14 protein-coding genes are annotated in these 15,716 nt (G+C 46.9%); 6 read left to right on the forward strand and 8 right to left on the reverse strand.

Annotation, left to right across the window (positions count from 1 at the left end):
* Positions 1 to 5 precede the first annotated feature (5 nt).
* A complete protein-coding gene (locus H5647_RS18605; RefSeq protein WP_045860549.1) occupies positions 6 to 455 on the forward strand; it encodes a hypothetical protein in 450 nt (149 codons plus the stop codon).
* 206 nt (positions 456 to 661) lie between these two features.
* A complete protein-coding gene (locus tag H5647_RS18610; protein WP_045860550.1) occupies positions 662 to 2,839 on the forward strand; it encodes a putative bifunctional diguanylate cyclase/phosphodiesterase in 2,178 nt (725 codons plus the stop codon).
* Positions 2,840 to 2,886: 47 nt separating this feature from the next.
* Here the strand turns inward: H5647_RS18610 and H5647_RS18615 are convergent, their stop codons facing one another.
* From H5647_RS18615 to H5647_RS18630, 4 genes are read right to left on the reverse strand one after another with little or no spacing between them, the layout of a single operon-like run.
* Complete coding sequence (locus tag H5647_RS18615; RefSeq protein ID WP_045860551.1) at positions 2,887 to 5,061, reverse strand: class I SAM-dependent methyltransferase; 2,175 nt, start codon at positions 5,059 to 5,061, stop codon at positions 2,887 to 2,889.
* Position 5,062: 1 nt separating this feature from the next.
* A complete protein-coding gene (locus tag H5647_RS18620) occupies positions 5,063 to 6,181 on the reverse strand; it encodes a 4-phosphoerythronate dehydrogenase (protein ID WP_045860552.1) in 1,119 nt (372 codons plus the stop codon).
* Positions 6,178 to 7,080, reverse strand: a complete 903-nt coding sequence (locus H5647_RS18625; protein WP_045860553.1) for a 5'-3' exonuclease — start codon at positions 7,078 to 7,080, stop codon at positions 6,178 to 6,180. Before H5647_RS18625 ends, H5647_RS18620 begins: the two co-directional genes overlap by 4 nt.
* A 22-nt stretch (positions 7,081 to 7,102) precedes the next feature.
* Complete coding sequence (locus H5647_RS18630) at positions 7,103 to 7,633, reverse strand: elongation factor P hydroxylase (RefSeq protein WP_045860554.1); 531 nt, start codon at positions 7,631 to 7,633, stop codon at positions 7,103 to 7,105.
* A gap of 272 nt (positions 7,634 to 7,905) precedes the next feature.
* On the opposite strand from H5647_RS18630, the gene H5647_RS18635 reads away from it, so the two are divergent.
* On the forward strand, positions 7,906 to 8,619 hold the full coding sequence (locus tag H5647_RS18635; RefSeq protein WP_045860555.1) for a hypothetical protein: 714 nt from the start codon (positions 7,906 to 7,908) through the stop codon (positions 8,617 to 8,619).
* 115 nt (positions 8,620 to 8,734) lie between these two features.
* Here the strand turns inward: H5647_RS18635 and tusA are convergent, their stop codons facing one another.
* Positions 8,735 to 8,965, reverse strand: a complete 231-nt coding sequence (gene tusA, locus H5647_RS18640; RefSeq protein WP_045860556.1) for a sulfurtransferase TusA — start codon at positions 8,963 to 8,965, stop codon at positions 8,735 to 8,737.
* A gap of 159 nt (positions 8,966 to 9,124) precedes the next feature.
* Here tusA and H5647_RS18645 point away from each other — a divergent pair, with 159 nt between their 5' ends.
* Positions 9,125 to 9,406, forward strand: coding sequence for an antibiotic biosynthesis monooxygenase family protein (locus H5647_RS18645; protein WP_045860557.1), 282 nt, complete (start codon positions 9,125 to 9,127; stop codon positions 9,404 to 9,406).
* A gap of 12 nt (positions 9,407 to 9,418) precedes the next feature.
* Here the strand turns inward: H5647_RS18645 and rlmM are convergent, their stop codons facing one another.
* On the reverse strand, positions 9,419 to 10,483 hold the full coding sequence (gene rlmM / locus H5647_RS18650) for a 23S rRNA (cytidine(2498)-2'-O)-methyltransferase RlmM (protein WP_045860558.1): 1,065 nt from the start codon (positions 10,481 to 10,483) through the stop codon (positions 9,419 to 9,421).
* Between the two features lie 208 nt (positions 10,484 to 10,691).
* On the opposite strand from rlmM, the gene H5647_RS18655 reads away from it, so the two are divergent.
* Positions 10,692 to 14,027, forward strand: a complete 3,336-nt coding sequence (locus tag H5647_RS18655; protein ID WP_236074968.1) for a ligand-binding sensor domain-containing protein — start codon at positions 10,692 to 10,694, stop codon at positions 14,025 to 14,027.
* Between the two features lie 16 nt (positions 14,028 to 14,043).
* Here the strand turns inward: H5647_RS18655 and H5647_RS18660 are convergent, their stop codons facing one another.
* Complete coding sequence (locus H5647_RS18660; RefSeq protein ID WP_045860560.1) at positions 14,044 to 14,748, reverse strand: alpha/beta family hydrolase; 705 nt, start codon at positions 14,746 to 14,748, stop codon at positions 14,044 to 14,046.
* A 74-nt stretch (positions 14,749 to 14,822) separates the two neighbouring features.
* Entirely contained in the window at positions 14,823 to 15,062 is a 240-nt protein-coding gene (locus H5647_RS18665) for a YheU family protein (RefSeq protein WP_045860561.1), read from the reverse strand.
* A gap of 118 nt (positions 15,063 to 15,180) precedes the next feature.
* On the opposite strand from H5647_RS18665, the gene H5647_RS18670 reads away from it, so the two are divergent.
* On the forward strand, positions 15,181 to 15,708 hold the full coding sequence (locus H5647_RS18670; RefSeq protein WP_045860562.1) for a glycine cleavage system protein R: 528 nt from the start codon (positions 15,181 to 15,183) through the stop codon (positions 15,706 to 15,708).
* Positions 15,709 to 15,716: the final 8 nt, after the last annotated feature.

A 15,716-nucleotide genomic window follows, 5' to 3' on the forward strand; every position in this document is an offset into this window, starting at 1 on the left:
GACACGTGGCAGATATTCATATTGATGACTTTTGTCGGGATGCTGCCAAGACACTGTCCCTACTTTACAAAAAGTTCCCCCAAAAACTAATTGTATATGTAGAAGATATAGCAGGACCAGATACGCCCGACGAATTCGGTTTACATAACCCCCGCTTTCTTGCGGGGTTTCATGCGTTACAATGGCTAGCCGAAACGGATTATATTCAATACAGCCAACCCATTCGTCAAGAAGCGATAGAAGACGCAACACTCTCTCACAGAGGGTTTACCTACTTAAGTGGGCCAGACACAACGGCGTATCAAACGTTAACCGAAAAACAGCTTGGTAGCCCTCTCCCCCATCAACTGCCAAGGCGTATCGATACGCTGCGACAAACGTTGAAATCTGGCAGCTCTGACCAACTCTCGCAACTGATGCTACGCTTTATGAGTGAATCACGTCAGTTTTCGTAAAATATGCTCGCACGCACCAATTTCACACAAATCAATTACACTCTTTTTCTTGTCTAACAAGGCAAAGATATGTCACGATTTTCTACAAATATGCCGTTTAGTTGATCCTCTTTCTAGGCGCGCGCAGCAGAACACGTGAATACTGTACGCCATGCTGACTACACCCCCAGCAGCCTACTCTAAGACACCTTAAATCAGGTTAACTTATGCCCGCTTTACCCGGCAACCTAATGCTTATTACCGACCTCACACTGATTTTGGTGGCGGCGGTATTAACAGCACTCTTCATTCAGCGACGCAAAGAACTCAACACGTACAAAATTATTCGCGCCTTCGCCCTGCTCAGCAATGGCGTAGTGCTATTGGCATGTGGTGCAGTACTCCATTTGTTAACCGCTAATCTTATTCCATGGCTCCCTCTCTCGCGCGAGGTCGCCGCCAATCTGGGCTCTTGGTTACCGTTATGTATAGGCGTGGGTTCATTGCTGATTTTCTTAGGGCTTGAGGTATTGATAAATCGCGTTATCCCAAAATCGACACTGCGCTTTACTCAACTCGAAAAAGCCCAACGGCAGCTTGCGTCCTCCAACGATGAATTAGCTCGAACAGTCGCAAGCCGCAATCAAGAGTTAGAAATCAATAACATTACGCTTCGTCAGGTTTTAGAAGACCAACAAATTTCGCGCACGGCGCTACTTCAAAGCGAAAAGAAGTTTCACACATTATTCGACAAAAGCCCTACCCTCTTTCTAACGCTCGACAATTTACACCGTATTGCCGATATTAATATGTATGGCGCTCACTCTCTTGGCTACGATGTAGTCTCGCTTGTAGGGCAGCCATTTTCAAAAGTGGTCTCAAACGAAGACGCCAACAAACAACAAGATTTTGTTGATTTTGGGCTTCGGCATCCCACAGGAAAAACAGAGACAGAAATTCGGTTAGTCAAAAACGACACTCATAAAATATGGGTAAAAGTAACGGCAAACATGATTTTGGAAGAAGGGAACAATCATTTACTGCTTGTCTGTCAGGATATTACAGAATCAAAAAAACTGGCCGAAAGCCTATCGTATCAAGCCAAGCACGACGACCTTACGGGCCTCTATAACCGCCGGACGCTCGAGACATTCATGAGGAATGCTCTCCTCACCGAGACCAATCCATCGAATTTAACGGCACTCATCTATATTGATGTCGACCAACTCAAAATTATAAACGACACTAGCGGGCATAATGCTGGCGATGAATTTATTCGCGCGCTTGTTCAGCAAATCAATATCCACAACCAACAATTCGATTTTTTTGCCCGTATCGGGGGTGATGAGTTTGCGCTCGTTAAGCTAGCCTCCACAGAACAGCAAGCCATAGAGCTAGCAGAACTCGTACGTAATACCGCCGAAGACTTTTCTTTTCAGTGGCGAGACGTCACCTTCAGGCACACGGTAAGCATTGGCGTAGCACTCAATTCTCGCACGACTCATACCTTTGGCGACATTCTAGCTTACGCCGACGCAGCCTGTTATTTAGCCAAGCAGTCTGGTCGTAATAAGGTAGTACTACACGAAGATGCCGCAGAAAAAACCCATTCAAACCGCAACGAAATGCTGTGGGTTACGCGCCTACAAACCGCCCTAATGCGAGATAGATTTGAACTGTACTTTCAACCCATACTTTCGTTAGATACAACTCAAACAGGGTATATTCACTACGAAGTATTGCTAAGATACGTTGATGATGACGGCACCCATATTTCTCCCGACGCATTTCTACCTGCGGCGGAACGATTCGGCCTTACCAATCAAATTGATTTATGGGTATTGACGACAACCTTAGATTTCCTTCATCGCAACCCAACCCATACACAACAGCTGTCGTGCTGCTCTATCAATTTAAGTTCTCAATCGCTTTCAAGCCATCAATCTCGCTTAGCCATTAAACAGCTCGTTATGACGGCGGATTTTGCACCTACAAAAATTTGTTTCGAGATTACGGAGACAAGTGCCATACACAACCTTTCCGAAGTGATTGACTTTATACAAGAACTGAAAGCTTTCGGTTGTCGGTTTGCACTCGACGACTTTGGTACAGGCTTTTCATCTTTCAGTTATCTCAAAAACCTGGATGTTGATTACATTAAAATCGACGGATCTTTTATTCGCGACATCACCAACGACAAGCTTGGGCAAGCAATGGTAAAAGCGATGAGTTTAATTAGCCAAGAGCTTGGCATTAAAACTATTGCAGAATACGTAGAGAATGAACAAGTGAGAAGCGAATTACAGGCAATGGCCATTCATTATGGGCAAGGTTATGGTTTAGCTAAACCTCTCCCCATCGAAAAAGCCCGAGAGTACTATGCCCTCACCCAACGTATTCGCTAACACGCTGGGTGAGGATTAAAACTCAGCATACACGATAAACCCGTTGTTTAGCTCTCAGAGTCTTTCCTACGGTACACCATCATTTTCAACGATTTTTCAGGGTCACAGTCTAAAAATTCGGGCTTAGATTCTAGGCGCTCCGTAAAAACAAACTCTTCACACTCAGCATTTATCAGTTGTTTAAACTCACTCGCCGCAACTTCAGGAGCATTCAGACACGCAAGAAAAACACCGTTATCCGACACCAGAGACGCCATTTTTCGTAACACTTTCGCATAATCTTTTTGTGCGACAAAACTACCTTTCTGAAAGCTGGGAGGATCAACAATGACGATATCATACGGGCCGTTTTTGCGTAGTTTCCCCCAAGATTTAAAAATGTTATGAGGTAAAAACGTCACCGCCCTCACATCTAAATTATTGGCGCGATGACTATCCCGGCCAATGGAGAGCGAACGGCTACTCATATCAATATTGGTTACCGCTTTCGCGCCAGCGGCCATTGCCACCACAGAAAAAGCACAGGTATAGGCAAAAAGATTGAGCACCGTCTTTTGCTTACAATTTTTTTCTAGCCACTCCCGAACAGGTTCTATATCTAGAAAAAAACCAATATTTTGCTGTGTCGCCGAAAGCCCGAACGTCAGATTTTTTCGTTTAGCATTCCACGCTTGCGGTAATTCGCCCACCTCACTCGTGATGGGAGAGGCTTCGAGGTAACGGCACTGAACCAAGAGGCAGGTTAGCGTTGCATCTTGCGAAAAGACTATTTTCTCTAAACACTCTAACAAGGCGCTAACAAACCCTTCTGGCGGCTGACGAAACAATGTCACGAGCAAGCACGGCCGAATATAGTCGATGACACAATACTCTAACCCTGGCCATCGCCCTCCGCGCCCATGGAACAGCCGCTTACTGTCTCCTGTTTCTCTAACACCGGCGATATTTTTCTGGCATTCATCGATAATTTTTTGGAGCAATACTGTAGTCTCGTTGGTCATAGTCGATGATTGCTTGTCGTTGGAAAGATTATATTGCCAGCCAAAAGGGTAAAGAACGGAATCTTGGAACCCACAAAGCACCGACACAAAACCGCTCCATTCAGCATCGAGTACAGGATCACCGGAATCCATAAGTAGCGGCCTACGTTTCAAGTTTTCTAATTTAGTTTTTGTGGCCACTACCCATGTATTCTCTTTACCAACACGCCTAAGCACTGCAGGAGACAACTGTTGATTACCTCGACCAAAAACATGCCCCTGCCCGCCGATGGCGGTTACAACAAGTCGCACGACTGTATTATTGTCATCCACAAGTTGCTCTAACTCACTCGCAGAAACATCTTCTTGCTCCGAACTGAATCCATTGTCGGGGCAATAGCGCACGACATCCACGCCTAATAATGTCGAGGGTAATGCAAATTCTTGTTGGATAAATTGTGTAGTCGAACCCGGCCCAAAAATGATGCGAGTAGGCTTACCTAAAAGCTCTATACGTTCTCGAATTTCCGCGGCCATGTCCATTAACACTAATTCTTCCACTTCTAAACCACCTTGTTTCACTTGCTGTACAAAATGGTTTTCGCTAGGCACTAACATTTCACCGAAATGCTGGCTGCGTACTCGCCCTTCGCGAAAAGCACACTCATCAATATCACGCACTTCTTGCTTACTCACCGTGATCAAATCAGCTAACAGCAGTTTCGCCACTATGTCGGCAGCAGGTTCCGGTGCGATAGCAAAAACACCTGAATGCATTTTTACTCCCGACGGGATACCAAGAACGGGAACCTCCATGCCTACCGCGCGGCAAATATCACGCGCAGTACCATCACCGCCCACAAAGATCAGCAAATCAATTTTTTTGTCTAACATGAAACGCGCTTGGGTCTGGGTATCGTGGGCATTTGTAATTCGCTGAAGCGCAATATCCGTAACACGATAAGAAAAACACATGCTGGCGCAATAGGCTTCACCCATTGTGCTGGGAGCCACTAAAAACTCGAATGCTGGAATATCAGGAATACTGCTCGCTAACAAAGCCGTGAGCTGCGCCAAAAATTGCTCGGCCCGAGCCGGAGCACGCAATGCAATTTCGCCACGTCGCGCGCGATTTTGTATGGCAATGTCATCGCTACCTTTGTTGCCTGCAGGGCCACCAACACCGGCCATTGGGTTAACAATAAACCCGATAACAATTGTTTTGGTCGACGATGCGTTCATCTTATGCGGTCATCTGTATTTTAAAACCCAACGCCTCGTAAAAATCCAACCAGTCATCGGCGGGGTCGATCACACTATAATGGCTAAATTCTCGCCTTTTAGGGTAATGCTTTCTTAATAAATCAAATTCTGTGGCGACCGTATCTTTCACCGCGCGCAAACGAGCATCATCGTCTACTATGGGGTACGTTTTCAGTATCATTTCTCGTACTGAATCGGCGGTAAGCGGCACTGTATCGCCATAGGCTTTTGTTTTCACGTCCAGCATTCGGTCTTTTATGTCGTTCTCTGGATGTTGTAAAAAAGTCGATAGCGCTTCAAAAATCATTAACGATCCATTCGTTTTACCTTCATAGCTATAACCCGCAATATGAGGGCTCGCCAAGCACACATACTCCAATAGTGCCGTATCTAGATCTGGCTCTGGCTCCCACACATCTAACACAACGCTAAGCTTATTTTGATTGCCTTGGCGAAAGTACTGAAGCAGGGCATCATTATCAATAACCGCTCCTCTGCCCGCATTTAGCAATAAGGCACCCGGTTTCATGTGATTAAAAAACTCGGTACTCATCATGTGCCACGAAGGATGAGGGCCATCGGTAGTTAAAGGTGTGTGGGTGCAAATTACGTCGCATTCGTATAACGATTCCCAAGGTTGCAAATCAGGGATTTCATTCTGCGTTAAAAACGGATCGTAACAAACACAACTAAAACCAGCCTTAATAAGCGCGCGATAGAGACGCCCCCCAACATTTCCACAGCCAATAACACCTATTTTTAGCGTTTTATCGAGTTTGTTCAAATGCGCCAACGCCGCAAAAACGTACTGCACTACACCGTACGCGTTACAACCGGGGGCACTGCTGTAAGAAATTGACTGCTTATCAAGGTATTCCTTGTCGAGATGATCCGTACCTATGGTGCAGGTACCCACAAACTTTACTTGGCTGCCTTGCAATAAGGTTTCATTTACTTGAGTAACAGAACGCACGAGTAGTGCATCGGCATGCTTCACATCTTCGGGGCTAATATTACGCCCTGGTAATGTCACAATTTCGCCTAATGAGCCGAAAAGTTCGTATACAAGTGGAATGTTTTCATCGGCAATAATTTTCATAACGTTGGAAATACTCGATTAATTGAAGAATTAAATTGCGGGCCAAAACCCATCGTTTCACCAAACTGCTGGAGGGCCTTTTTTTTAGGTTTGCTAACCGATAATGAAAAACGTCGGCCTAGGGGCGCGTTGGTTACCACCCGCGTCAACTGAATAGCCATATCAACTTGCGACTCGTACTCGACAAGCTTGTGAGCGAGTGTTGCCGCTCCTCGAATAGGTAGCTGGGCTACATGTGCCATGTGTTGCTTAATATCGTGCCAACTAGGGTAATGACGAAGCAACGCTGAAGCAGTCTTTGCGCCAACTCCCGGCACCCCCGGAATATCGTCACTGGCGTCCCCCACTAACGCTAAATAATCAGCCACTTGGGCTGGGGCCACCCCTAACGTTTCAATAATATCTGACGCATACAATCGGTCTCCCTCTGGGGCGTCCCACATAAAATCACTTTTCCCCAGCACCAATTGCGCGAGATCTTTATCACGGGTAACAACACCTACAGACAAGGATTGCGCTCTACACCGTGACGCTAACGTTGCCAACAAATCATCGGCCTCATGCGTACTGGAGACATAGCTGGGAATGCCCAGCAACTCTGTAACCCGTTGACACGCTTTTAACTGAAACGCTAACAATTCGTCTGGCAAGGCTCGACTGCACTTGTAATTGGGGTAAAGCGTATTCCGAAAACAACTTCCCAGGCTCTCATCGAAACAAGCGGCCATTTTTGACGGACTATTGGCCTCCAACAAACGCAGCAACCAATAAGAGTAACCATAAACAGCCCCCGTTGGGGAGCCGTCTTCAGACCACCAATTATCCGGCATCGAGAAATAATATTTAAAAATATAGATTGAGGCGTCTATCAATAAAACCGGCGAAGTATTTGATTTCATTTAACCCCTTTTAGCCACTACGTTATAGCCGCGATACGGTGTAAAACGAGGCATCTAACACGCTTGCCGTTTTATAACTGTGCGTAAGTGCCTTCACAAACGTTTTGGCTCGAACATTCAACCCTTTGTCACAATACCGCTTTGCTTGATCGCTAATGGCTTTTTTAAACGTAACCGACGCTCCCAGCCCAGCCATAAGATTGTCGGCGCTGACAGCAAATGGGTGGCCACACGCAACGTTTAATATCCACTCTAGCGCTTGGGGTTTAATTTCAACACGTTCAAATTCTATTTGCTGCCGTTCTGTACGGCCATCCGGCGCATACCAGTAGCCATAGTCCTCCTGTAATCGACGCGCCTCTCCTGCGATACACCAATGGCTTATTTCGTGCAAAGCACTTGAGAAATAATCTGCCCTAAAAATAATACGCGCGCTATCGCCAGAATGAGCAGGTAAATAAAGCGGTTCCTCCCCTCCCCCTACTAAGCGAGTATTATGGGAGCTTAAGAACGTTCGATTAAAAACCTCTATTATCTGCTGACAAGAATACATATAGGTCACAACGACGACTAACTCTCTATTATTAACAATTCCAGTACGTAATAGCCGCACCCGCGATAACTACATTTCAACGCAACACTAACGTAAAACCACACATCTGCTCACATTACCGAACAGAAAATAATTGTTCGGCCGGCTATTGTGTTCTCTAAGGAGTACCTATACTGTAGCCAGTGATGGTTTACCCAATCGTCTTGTCCACCCTTAGGCTGCACGTCGATCTTGACGGCGGCTCTCTAGGATCTCAATCTGGAGGTGGTATTATGAAGACCTCAATCGATGGTCACAACTCAGATAACGTGATCGATCTCTTCTCGGGAAAGCCTTTATCCTCCCTCAGCGACTCTCGTATTATCCGACTTTCCCCTGAGTTAGACGGCTTAGAGATGCTTTATTCTAACGAAGCCAGTGAAGATAAGTTCTTCAGCTTAAAAATATTGTGCTGGGGCTTACTGGCTAACGGCGATGTTATCGGTTTAGTCCCATGGCTGGACGATTTAGTGCCTTGCCCTAAAATTGAAGACCCGCTTAACGGCGCTTGGGAAGGCTACTACGATCCAGGCATCGATGAGGTATTTTTCGAGCCGCCCATTCATAAAATCGTCGAACTTGAGACTGCCGCAGAGTATTACGAACTTCAATGCGAGAACGACAATGACGTTGTGCAAGAGATTCCCGATATTATTGGCACCCACGCGGTACTCGCAAACCGAACCGAGAACGAAAATAGCCTAGCACTACAAGAAGTGGTGAGCTGGCGTTTATTCTACGACGGGACCGTTTGCGCGATGCTCGTAGATGACAAAAAAGTAGAGAGCACACCGGTGCTGCCTGGCGATAGCTGCCTATACCCTGCGCAAGTACAGGAGCGATTCCGCTACTTTTTTCAACATCACATTGCGAATAAAATCAAATCTAAAGACCCAGAGGCCATGGCCGCCATTTCGCTCTTGGTTGAAGATTCATCTCAAGCGTAATAACGACACGTTTAAAAGCTGCCATTTAGCTCAAGCACATATCTCAGTATTAAGGCTTTCTTTCTCACGCCGTTGCGGGCCAGCGTTGACCACCCTCGCTTCGCACGACCAGCCCTTAGCCTTTTCTCACCCAAAAAGTAAACTGGCCTTCCTTCTCTTCATGGGCGTCTAAATGATGGCCGAGGAAATCACAGAAACGCGTGATATCGCGAACGGTTGACGGGTCAGTTGCAATGATCTTAATCAGATCGCCAGTAGCGGCATCTCGTACGGCATTGTGTAACATCATCACCGGTTCTGGGCAGGTTAACCCGCAAGCATCCACTAGCACCTCGGGGCCGCTCATATTTCCACCAATCGTTGTTTCGTTGGCGCACATTGTCTACTAGGCAATTCACAATCGCAAAAATGTTTTTTACAATTCATTGACTTACTTTCAATATTCAACCCAAGGTTCTGCGGTATATTATCGATATAGCGACATCGCATCAAAAGGTTAAACCCCATGGTACATATTTTAATCGAACGCCATTTACATGAAGACCAGCTCGCCACCTATATGGAGCAAGCAAAAATCGCACTTCAGCGCACCTACATTGTGCCTGGTTTTATTTCAGGTGAAGCCTTTGCCGACATTCAGGACGAAAACCACCGTTTTTTGCTCTGTAAATGGAAGTCCTTAGAAGACTGGCACCGCTGGGCAACCAGCGCAGAACGCAAAGAACTGCTTAGCCCTATCCATTCGATACTTAAGCAACCCGAAAAAGTATGCGTTCTAGAAAACTAGCGAGTCGGCCCGCTACAGAAATAACCTCAGATGACCGGTGACTTCTTCCCGGTCATGGTAAAGCTGCTTAAACCGTAACTGATGAGAGATGCCCTGAGCCTTCAGGCGCTCACTTATAGACGATTTACACTTCATCACTTCTTGATAGCGCTGTTTCATCGGCAACTTTAAATTAAATACAGCCTCGGTAAACCAGCGCTGTTCTCCCCATCGGGCAATCATACCTGCTGTTCTAGAGGGCTTATCAGCAATATCACACACCAACCAATCTACCGGCTTGTTCGGTTTGTATAAAAAGCCATCCAACAAATGATGCGTGACCTGCCCGGTTTCCATTAACGAATCGGCCATAGGGCCGTTATCAACGGCGTCTACAAACATGCTTCGATTAACTAATTGCCATGTCCAGCCACCCGGCGCCGCACCCAAATCGACAGCCTTCATGCTAGGCGCTAACCTTACATCCCATTCTTTAGCCGGCACAAAATGATGCCAAGCCTCTTCTAGCTTTAAGGTCGCTCGGCTAGGCGCTTGTCGAGGCAAGCGGAGCCTCGCGATTCCTGCCGGCCATGGGCTACTATTGTTTTTGGGGTACAAGCCTACGAAGGCCGATTGCCCCGTGAGAAACACCAATTGCGCACGACATTCAGCCGACGATTTAGTTTTATGTTGCACGGCGAGCTGGATATGCCGGCCCACGCCTTTCGCCAACTTGGCCAAAGCTTTACCGTCATTGGTGTCCGTATTAATCGGTTCAACCGATTCAATTGCTTTCACCTTAAATTCCAACATCAATTGTTGTAGCGCTTGATGCAAAGGGGTGGCTCTATCTTCGGGATTCAACTCTTCAATTACACCATTCGTCACAAACCAGTGACGAACAAACACTAAATGATCGAACCTAACCTCGCTTAATAGCGCCAGTGCTTGATCTGGATTATGTATGATAAATTCTACATAGCCTGAGTCACTTTGCGCTTTGGCGTAACCCGCAACCCCCCGTTGAGCACAAACATCTGTCAACTCAGCGGCAACCTCTTTTTCAAATCCAGCTCTACAAAGAGCAACCAATTGCACAACTCTGCACTCCAATATAAGACAAGGGCGGCAAGGATACCTGTAGGGAATAACAATCAACAAGTCGATAAGTGCTTAGATCATTGCATTCGGGCACAAAAACTCCTTTAATTAACGAGCTGTATTGCTTTAATCATAATAACGCTTAGGTACCCAATTGCTGGACGCAAACCTGACACGCCATACTTGTCGCGAAACTCATTTTGTTGTGAGTGCGATCCTACTACTCGCCGTCATTGTTTGCTGCGCTGCAGCCCGTGCGGAGATTCCACCACAAGTAAAATTCAAACCAATACTGACCAATAAGCTGGAAAAACTCGGCTATATCAATGACATCTTGCAAGACAAAGAAGGGTTTCTTTGGTTTGGCGCCATCCAAGGCCTCGCGCGCTACGATGGTTATACGGTTAAAACCTACTTGCACAATGTGGATGACCCTCACTCACTAAGCCATAATTGGGTTAAATCACTTCTGCTCGATAACAACGGCCAGCTGTGGGCGGTAACCTACTCTGGCCTTTGCCAATACCTCGATCAAAACGACCATTTTGACTGTATCAAACTCCCAGGGTCCGACATCCAAAGCAGTTTCTACGCATTATTTAGAGATAGCCAAAACCACTATTGGGTGAGCACTGGCAGTGGAATTTTATGGCTCGATATAGAACAACGCCGCTTTATCGAAGCTCCCCAGGCTATTGTTCAAGCACTACGACCCTCAAAAGATTCCGAAGACAATTTTGTTCACGAGATGGCCGAAGACTCAAAAGGGAACCTTTGGTTTGCCCTTGAGGGCAATGGTCTTGTTCGTTTCAATACTCATACCAGCATAGTGACTCACTTTAAAGTAAACGCCGAAGACCCAACAAGCTTACCCGACAACAAGATTCGCGCACTGCTAGTCGATTCAAATGACAATCTATGGATAGGCTCTCTCGGCGGCGGCATCAGTCGCTTTAACACGTCAACAAGCCAATTTACGCACTTCAAACACAGCGGCAGTGAAAAAGCTGATACCGTTTGGGAAATAATGGAAGACACCAATGGCATGCTATGGATTGGCGACGGCACAGGCATGCACATATATGACCCTAATACGGGTGATTTCGCGGACTACACCTACAGTGACGGTAACAACAGTGGGCCCGGTAATTTTGTGGCCCGCGACATGTTTCTGGACGATGCAGGCGGTATATGGGTGGGCTACTTCCCTAGCGGCGTCGACGCTATCGATATGCAGGCGTCGCAATTTTTAAATTACAATCATAACCCGAGCGTGACGACCTCGTTGGCCGATGGCGGCGTACTCTCAACCCTCGAAGCACCCAATGGTGATATCTGGGTTGGCTGTGGTTTTGGTCTTAGTTTGCTCGATCGCAAAACAGGTCAGTTCCAGCGATTCAGCCACGACCAAAGCGACCCTACAAGCATTAGCGGTAGCACTGTACTCGACATGGCAATAGATAACACAGGCACGTTATGGATAGGCGCATGGGATCGAGGGCTAAACCGACACATTCCCGGCACCAATCATTTCAAACACTACGTATACGACACCAATGACCCACACTCACTCTACGGTCGAGAACCGTGGAGCACACTAGTGGCTGCCGATGGCACTCTTTGGGTAAGCACAGAAAAAGGTATCAACCGTTACCGCCCCGAAACCGATGACTTTCAAAGACTGCTACCCTTTGATGACAACAACGTTATTTTAGATAGTGTGTATACACGTCACCTCTTCCAAGACCGAAACGGCATTATTTGGGTCGCGTCGTTTAACGGGCTTTATGCCTTAGATCCTAAAAAAAACGAGTTCATTCAACATTATCGTCACAACCCTAACGATGCCTCCACCGTCAGTTCAGACCAAATATTAACGGTATTTGAAGACCACGACGGCGATATTTGGGTTGGCACCAACGGAAATGGCTTAAACCTTTTAGATCGAGAGCAAGGCACCTTTAAACGCTTTTCCGCAGAGGACGGACTGCCCAACCCTACGATTACCGGTATCACAGAAGACAATGATGGCGCACTTTGGTTAAGCACTTACCAAGGTTTAGCGCGATATAACAAAAAGAGCGCCAGCTTTTCAACCTTCGATAAGCGGGACGGCCCTATCGGCAACCTCTACAACCGTAACTCACCCTCTAGATTACGCAGTGGAGAACTGGTATTTGGTAGTTCTCGCGGGCTAACCATCTTTAACCCAAAGCGTTTGCACCCAAACACGCACGTTCCGCCAGTGGTTATCACTGAGTTCTCCATCTTTAACAAAGCCGTATCGCCAGGAGATGGCGGCCCTCTGCAACAAGCCATCACTCAAACCAAGAGTATTGAGCTTACTCATGAACAGTCTGTATTTTCATTCGAATTTGCCGCACTAAGCTTTCGCTCCCCCGAAGAAAACCAATACGCCTATCGCATGAACGGCTTTGAACGGAACTGGAATTTTGTCGGCAACCGACGCTCGGCTACCTATACCAACCTAGATCCCGGCGAGTATTTCTTTGAAGTAAAAGGCTCCAACAACAGTGCGGTATGGAGCCAATCGTCAACAGCTATTAAAGTCACGGTGGCGCCTCCCTTTTGGCGTTCACCGCTCGCTTATGTCCTATACGGTTTCGCCTTCATTGGGGTAATCGCGCGTAGCTGGGCTGTACACAAAGCGAAATTGGCTGGCCAACGAAAAAGCCTAGAGCAAGAGCGTGCACTTACAAAACGACTCAAAGAAATTGACGTAATGAAAGACGAGATTAATCGAGAACTAGACAAAAAAGTCGCGGAAAGAACAGAGGAACTACGTCAAGAGCATGAGCGCCTCATTGCGACACAGGAAGAACTGCAAGGATTAAACGAAAAACTGGCAGGCGTCAGTGTAACGGATCAATTAACCGGCTTAAAAAATCGACGTTTTTTACACCAGTCTATTGGCGAAGATACTGCCATCGTTACGCGACAATACGCTCACAACCCTAACCTCGACTCCCAAGATGACCTCACCTTTTTATTGCTCGATCTCGATAAGTTTAAAAATGTTAACGATCGCTATGGCCACAGTGTGGGCGACGAAGTACTTGTTCAGCTCGCCAAAATTTTAACCCGTGTGCTAAGGGAATCAGACTATATCGTGCGCTGGGGTGGCGAAGAGTTTGTTATCGTTATACGTTATCTTCCGCGCTCTCAGGTCGCCACAATTGTAGAGCGCCTTATTGCTGCGGTGAAGCATCACGCGTTTGTCATCAACGACGAGCTAACGCTTCATCAAACCTGCTCTATCGGCATAGCCGCATTTCCGTTCTTTACGAATGAGCCCAAACTTACCCATTGGGAGCAAGTAGTGAATTTGGCCGACAAAGCGCTCTATTGCGCAAAAGCCTCCGGCCGAGATTGCTGGGTGTGGATAGAAAGTACCGACAACACGCAAAACGCCGAACGTCTACTCACTAACATAGAGAATCAAGGCCTAAGCCGAGTTGTAGCGGACCAAAAGCTGATAATTAACAGCTCTCTCCCCAAAGACAAACTGGTCTGGCAATAGCCTTGCCTTCTTGCGGTTATGGCTGACGCTCTATAAGTGAATGAATCCAACAACCTGCTTTGCGCGCAGCTTCGAGGATAAGATCTTGTTGCGATCGACCGCTGCGTTTGAGCGGTTTAAAATCATGGTCGCCCGTATCCAGCCAGTTAAGCGTTACGGAATCACTCAGGGAATAAGTCAACACCTCAGAGGGCTTACCGAACGGGTCCCGAGTGCCCTGAAATATACTCAGCGGTAACGCTAAAGACTTTAAGTGCCCCACTCGCGTTTTTTCGAGTTTTGCCGGAGGATGAAACGGATAACCAAAGCACACTGCCGCGCAAATTCTTGGCGTGACCGCAGTCAATACACCCCCCTCATTTGCCGCCACTAAGCTCGCGGTGCGCCCGCCCATAGACTTGCCGGACAACACTAACGGCAATGTCGTATGCTCCTGCGCGCAATCTAAAAGCTGCTGCCAAAACTGTAAGAGCTTTGGCATGGGGCTTGGAGGCGATTTTTTCCCCGTTGTGCGCCTTTGTTGCATATACGGAAACTCAAAACGCACAACATCAAAACCCTGCTCCGCTATGGCCAAGGCCATCAACGACATAAAGTCTGAATCCATAGGGGCGCCGGCCCCATGAGCCAAAAGGAATGCTGCCTTCGCCGGAACGATACTCGCCGTAAGTAAAATGGGGATATCGCCCCACAATGTGGGCACAGTTGTCGCTGGGGGCATGTCGCCTCGTTAAATTTTACAGGTAAGTGAAGATACGAGAGATATTCCTCGCCCAAAAATGAAGGGTTTAATCGCTAGCTGTCAGCTGAATTATCTTCAGCTTGAATATCCTGTGGCAACAACACATTCACAGAGTCAGAGACGTCATCATATGAAATAATGACCTCGCCTTTATAAACTAATGGCAATAATTCGGCGACTTTATCTTCCAGCGACAGTTCTCTTTCGCCATAATCTGTACCCTCTCGGGTAATATAGGATTCAAGTAAATTTTTCAGTACTTCTTCTGTAAGCTTTTCTGGCGGGATGATCATACTATTACCTCAGGCGAGCCTACACTTTACCAAAGTTTACTCGCGATAAATGATATTAGCCGAAATTATGGCGCTTACATAACAAAAACCATTGCACCCAAAACCAGAGGTTAAAAACATGCTTAAAAACTTAATCGTGACACTTATAAGCGATGATAAACCGGGCATTGTGGAATCTGTCGCGAGTGTCATAACCCAACATCATGGAAATTGGCTCGAAAGCCAGCTGGCTAAACTTGCGGGTAAATTTGCCGGCGTTGTGCGCATACAGGTAGACGCATCGAACGAAGCGGCTTTAGCTGCCGCACTTAACGAAATGTCCAACCAACGCATGACCGTGCTTGTCGATGAATGTAACGAAACAACAGCTTCTGCCGACACGAATCAAACACTTCATTTTCACGCAACAGGCCCCGATAGGCCCGGCATTGTCAAAGAAATTTCGAGCGCATTGGCTCTCTACCAAATAAACCTCGAAAAACTCGACACTCGCCTTTCAAGCATGCCCTACAGTGGAGACCCTCTGTTTGAAGCCGAAGGTATTATGGCCGTACCCACCTCGCTGAACCGAAGCGATTTGACTGAAAAGCTCGATGACATTGCCGATGAGCTTGCCATGGATATTGTGCTTGAAGAGACTCGCTAGCCTTTCTT

The sequence above is a fragment of the Teredinibacter purpureus genome, assembly GCF_014217335.1.
GTDB classification, from domain to species: Bacteria; Pseudomonadota; Gammaproteobacteria; order Pseudomonadales; family Cellvibrionaceae; genus Teredinibacter; species Teredinibacter purpureus.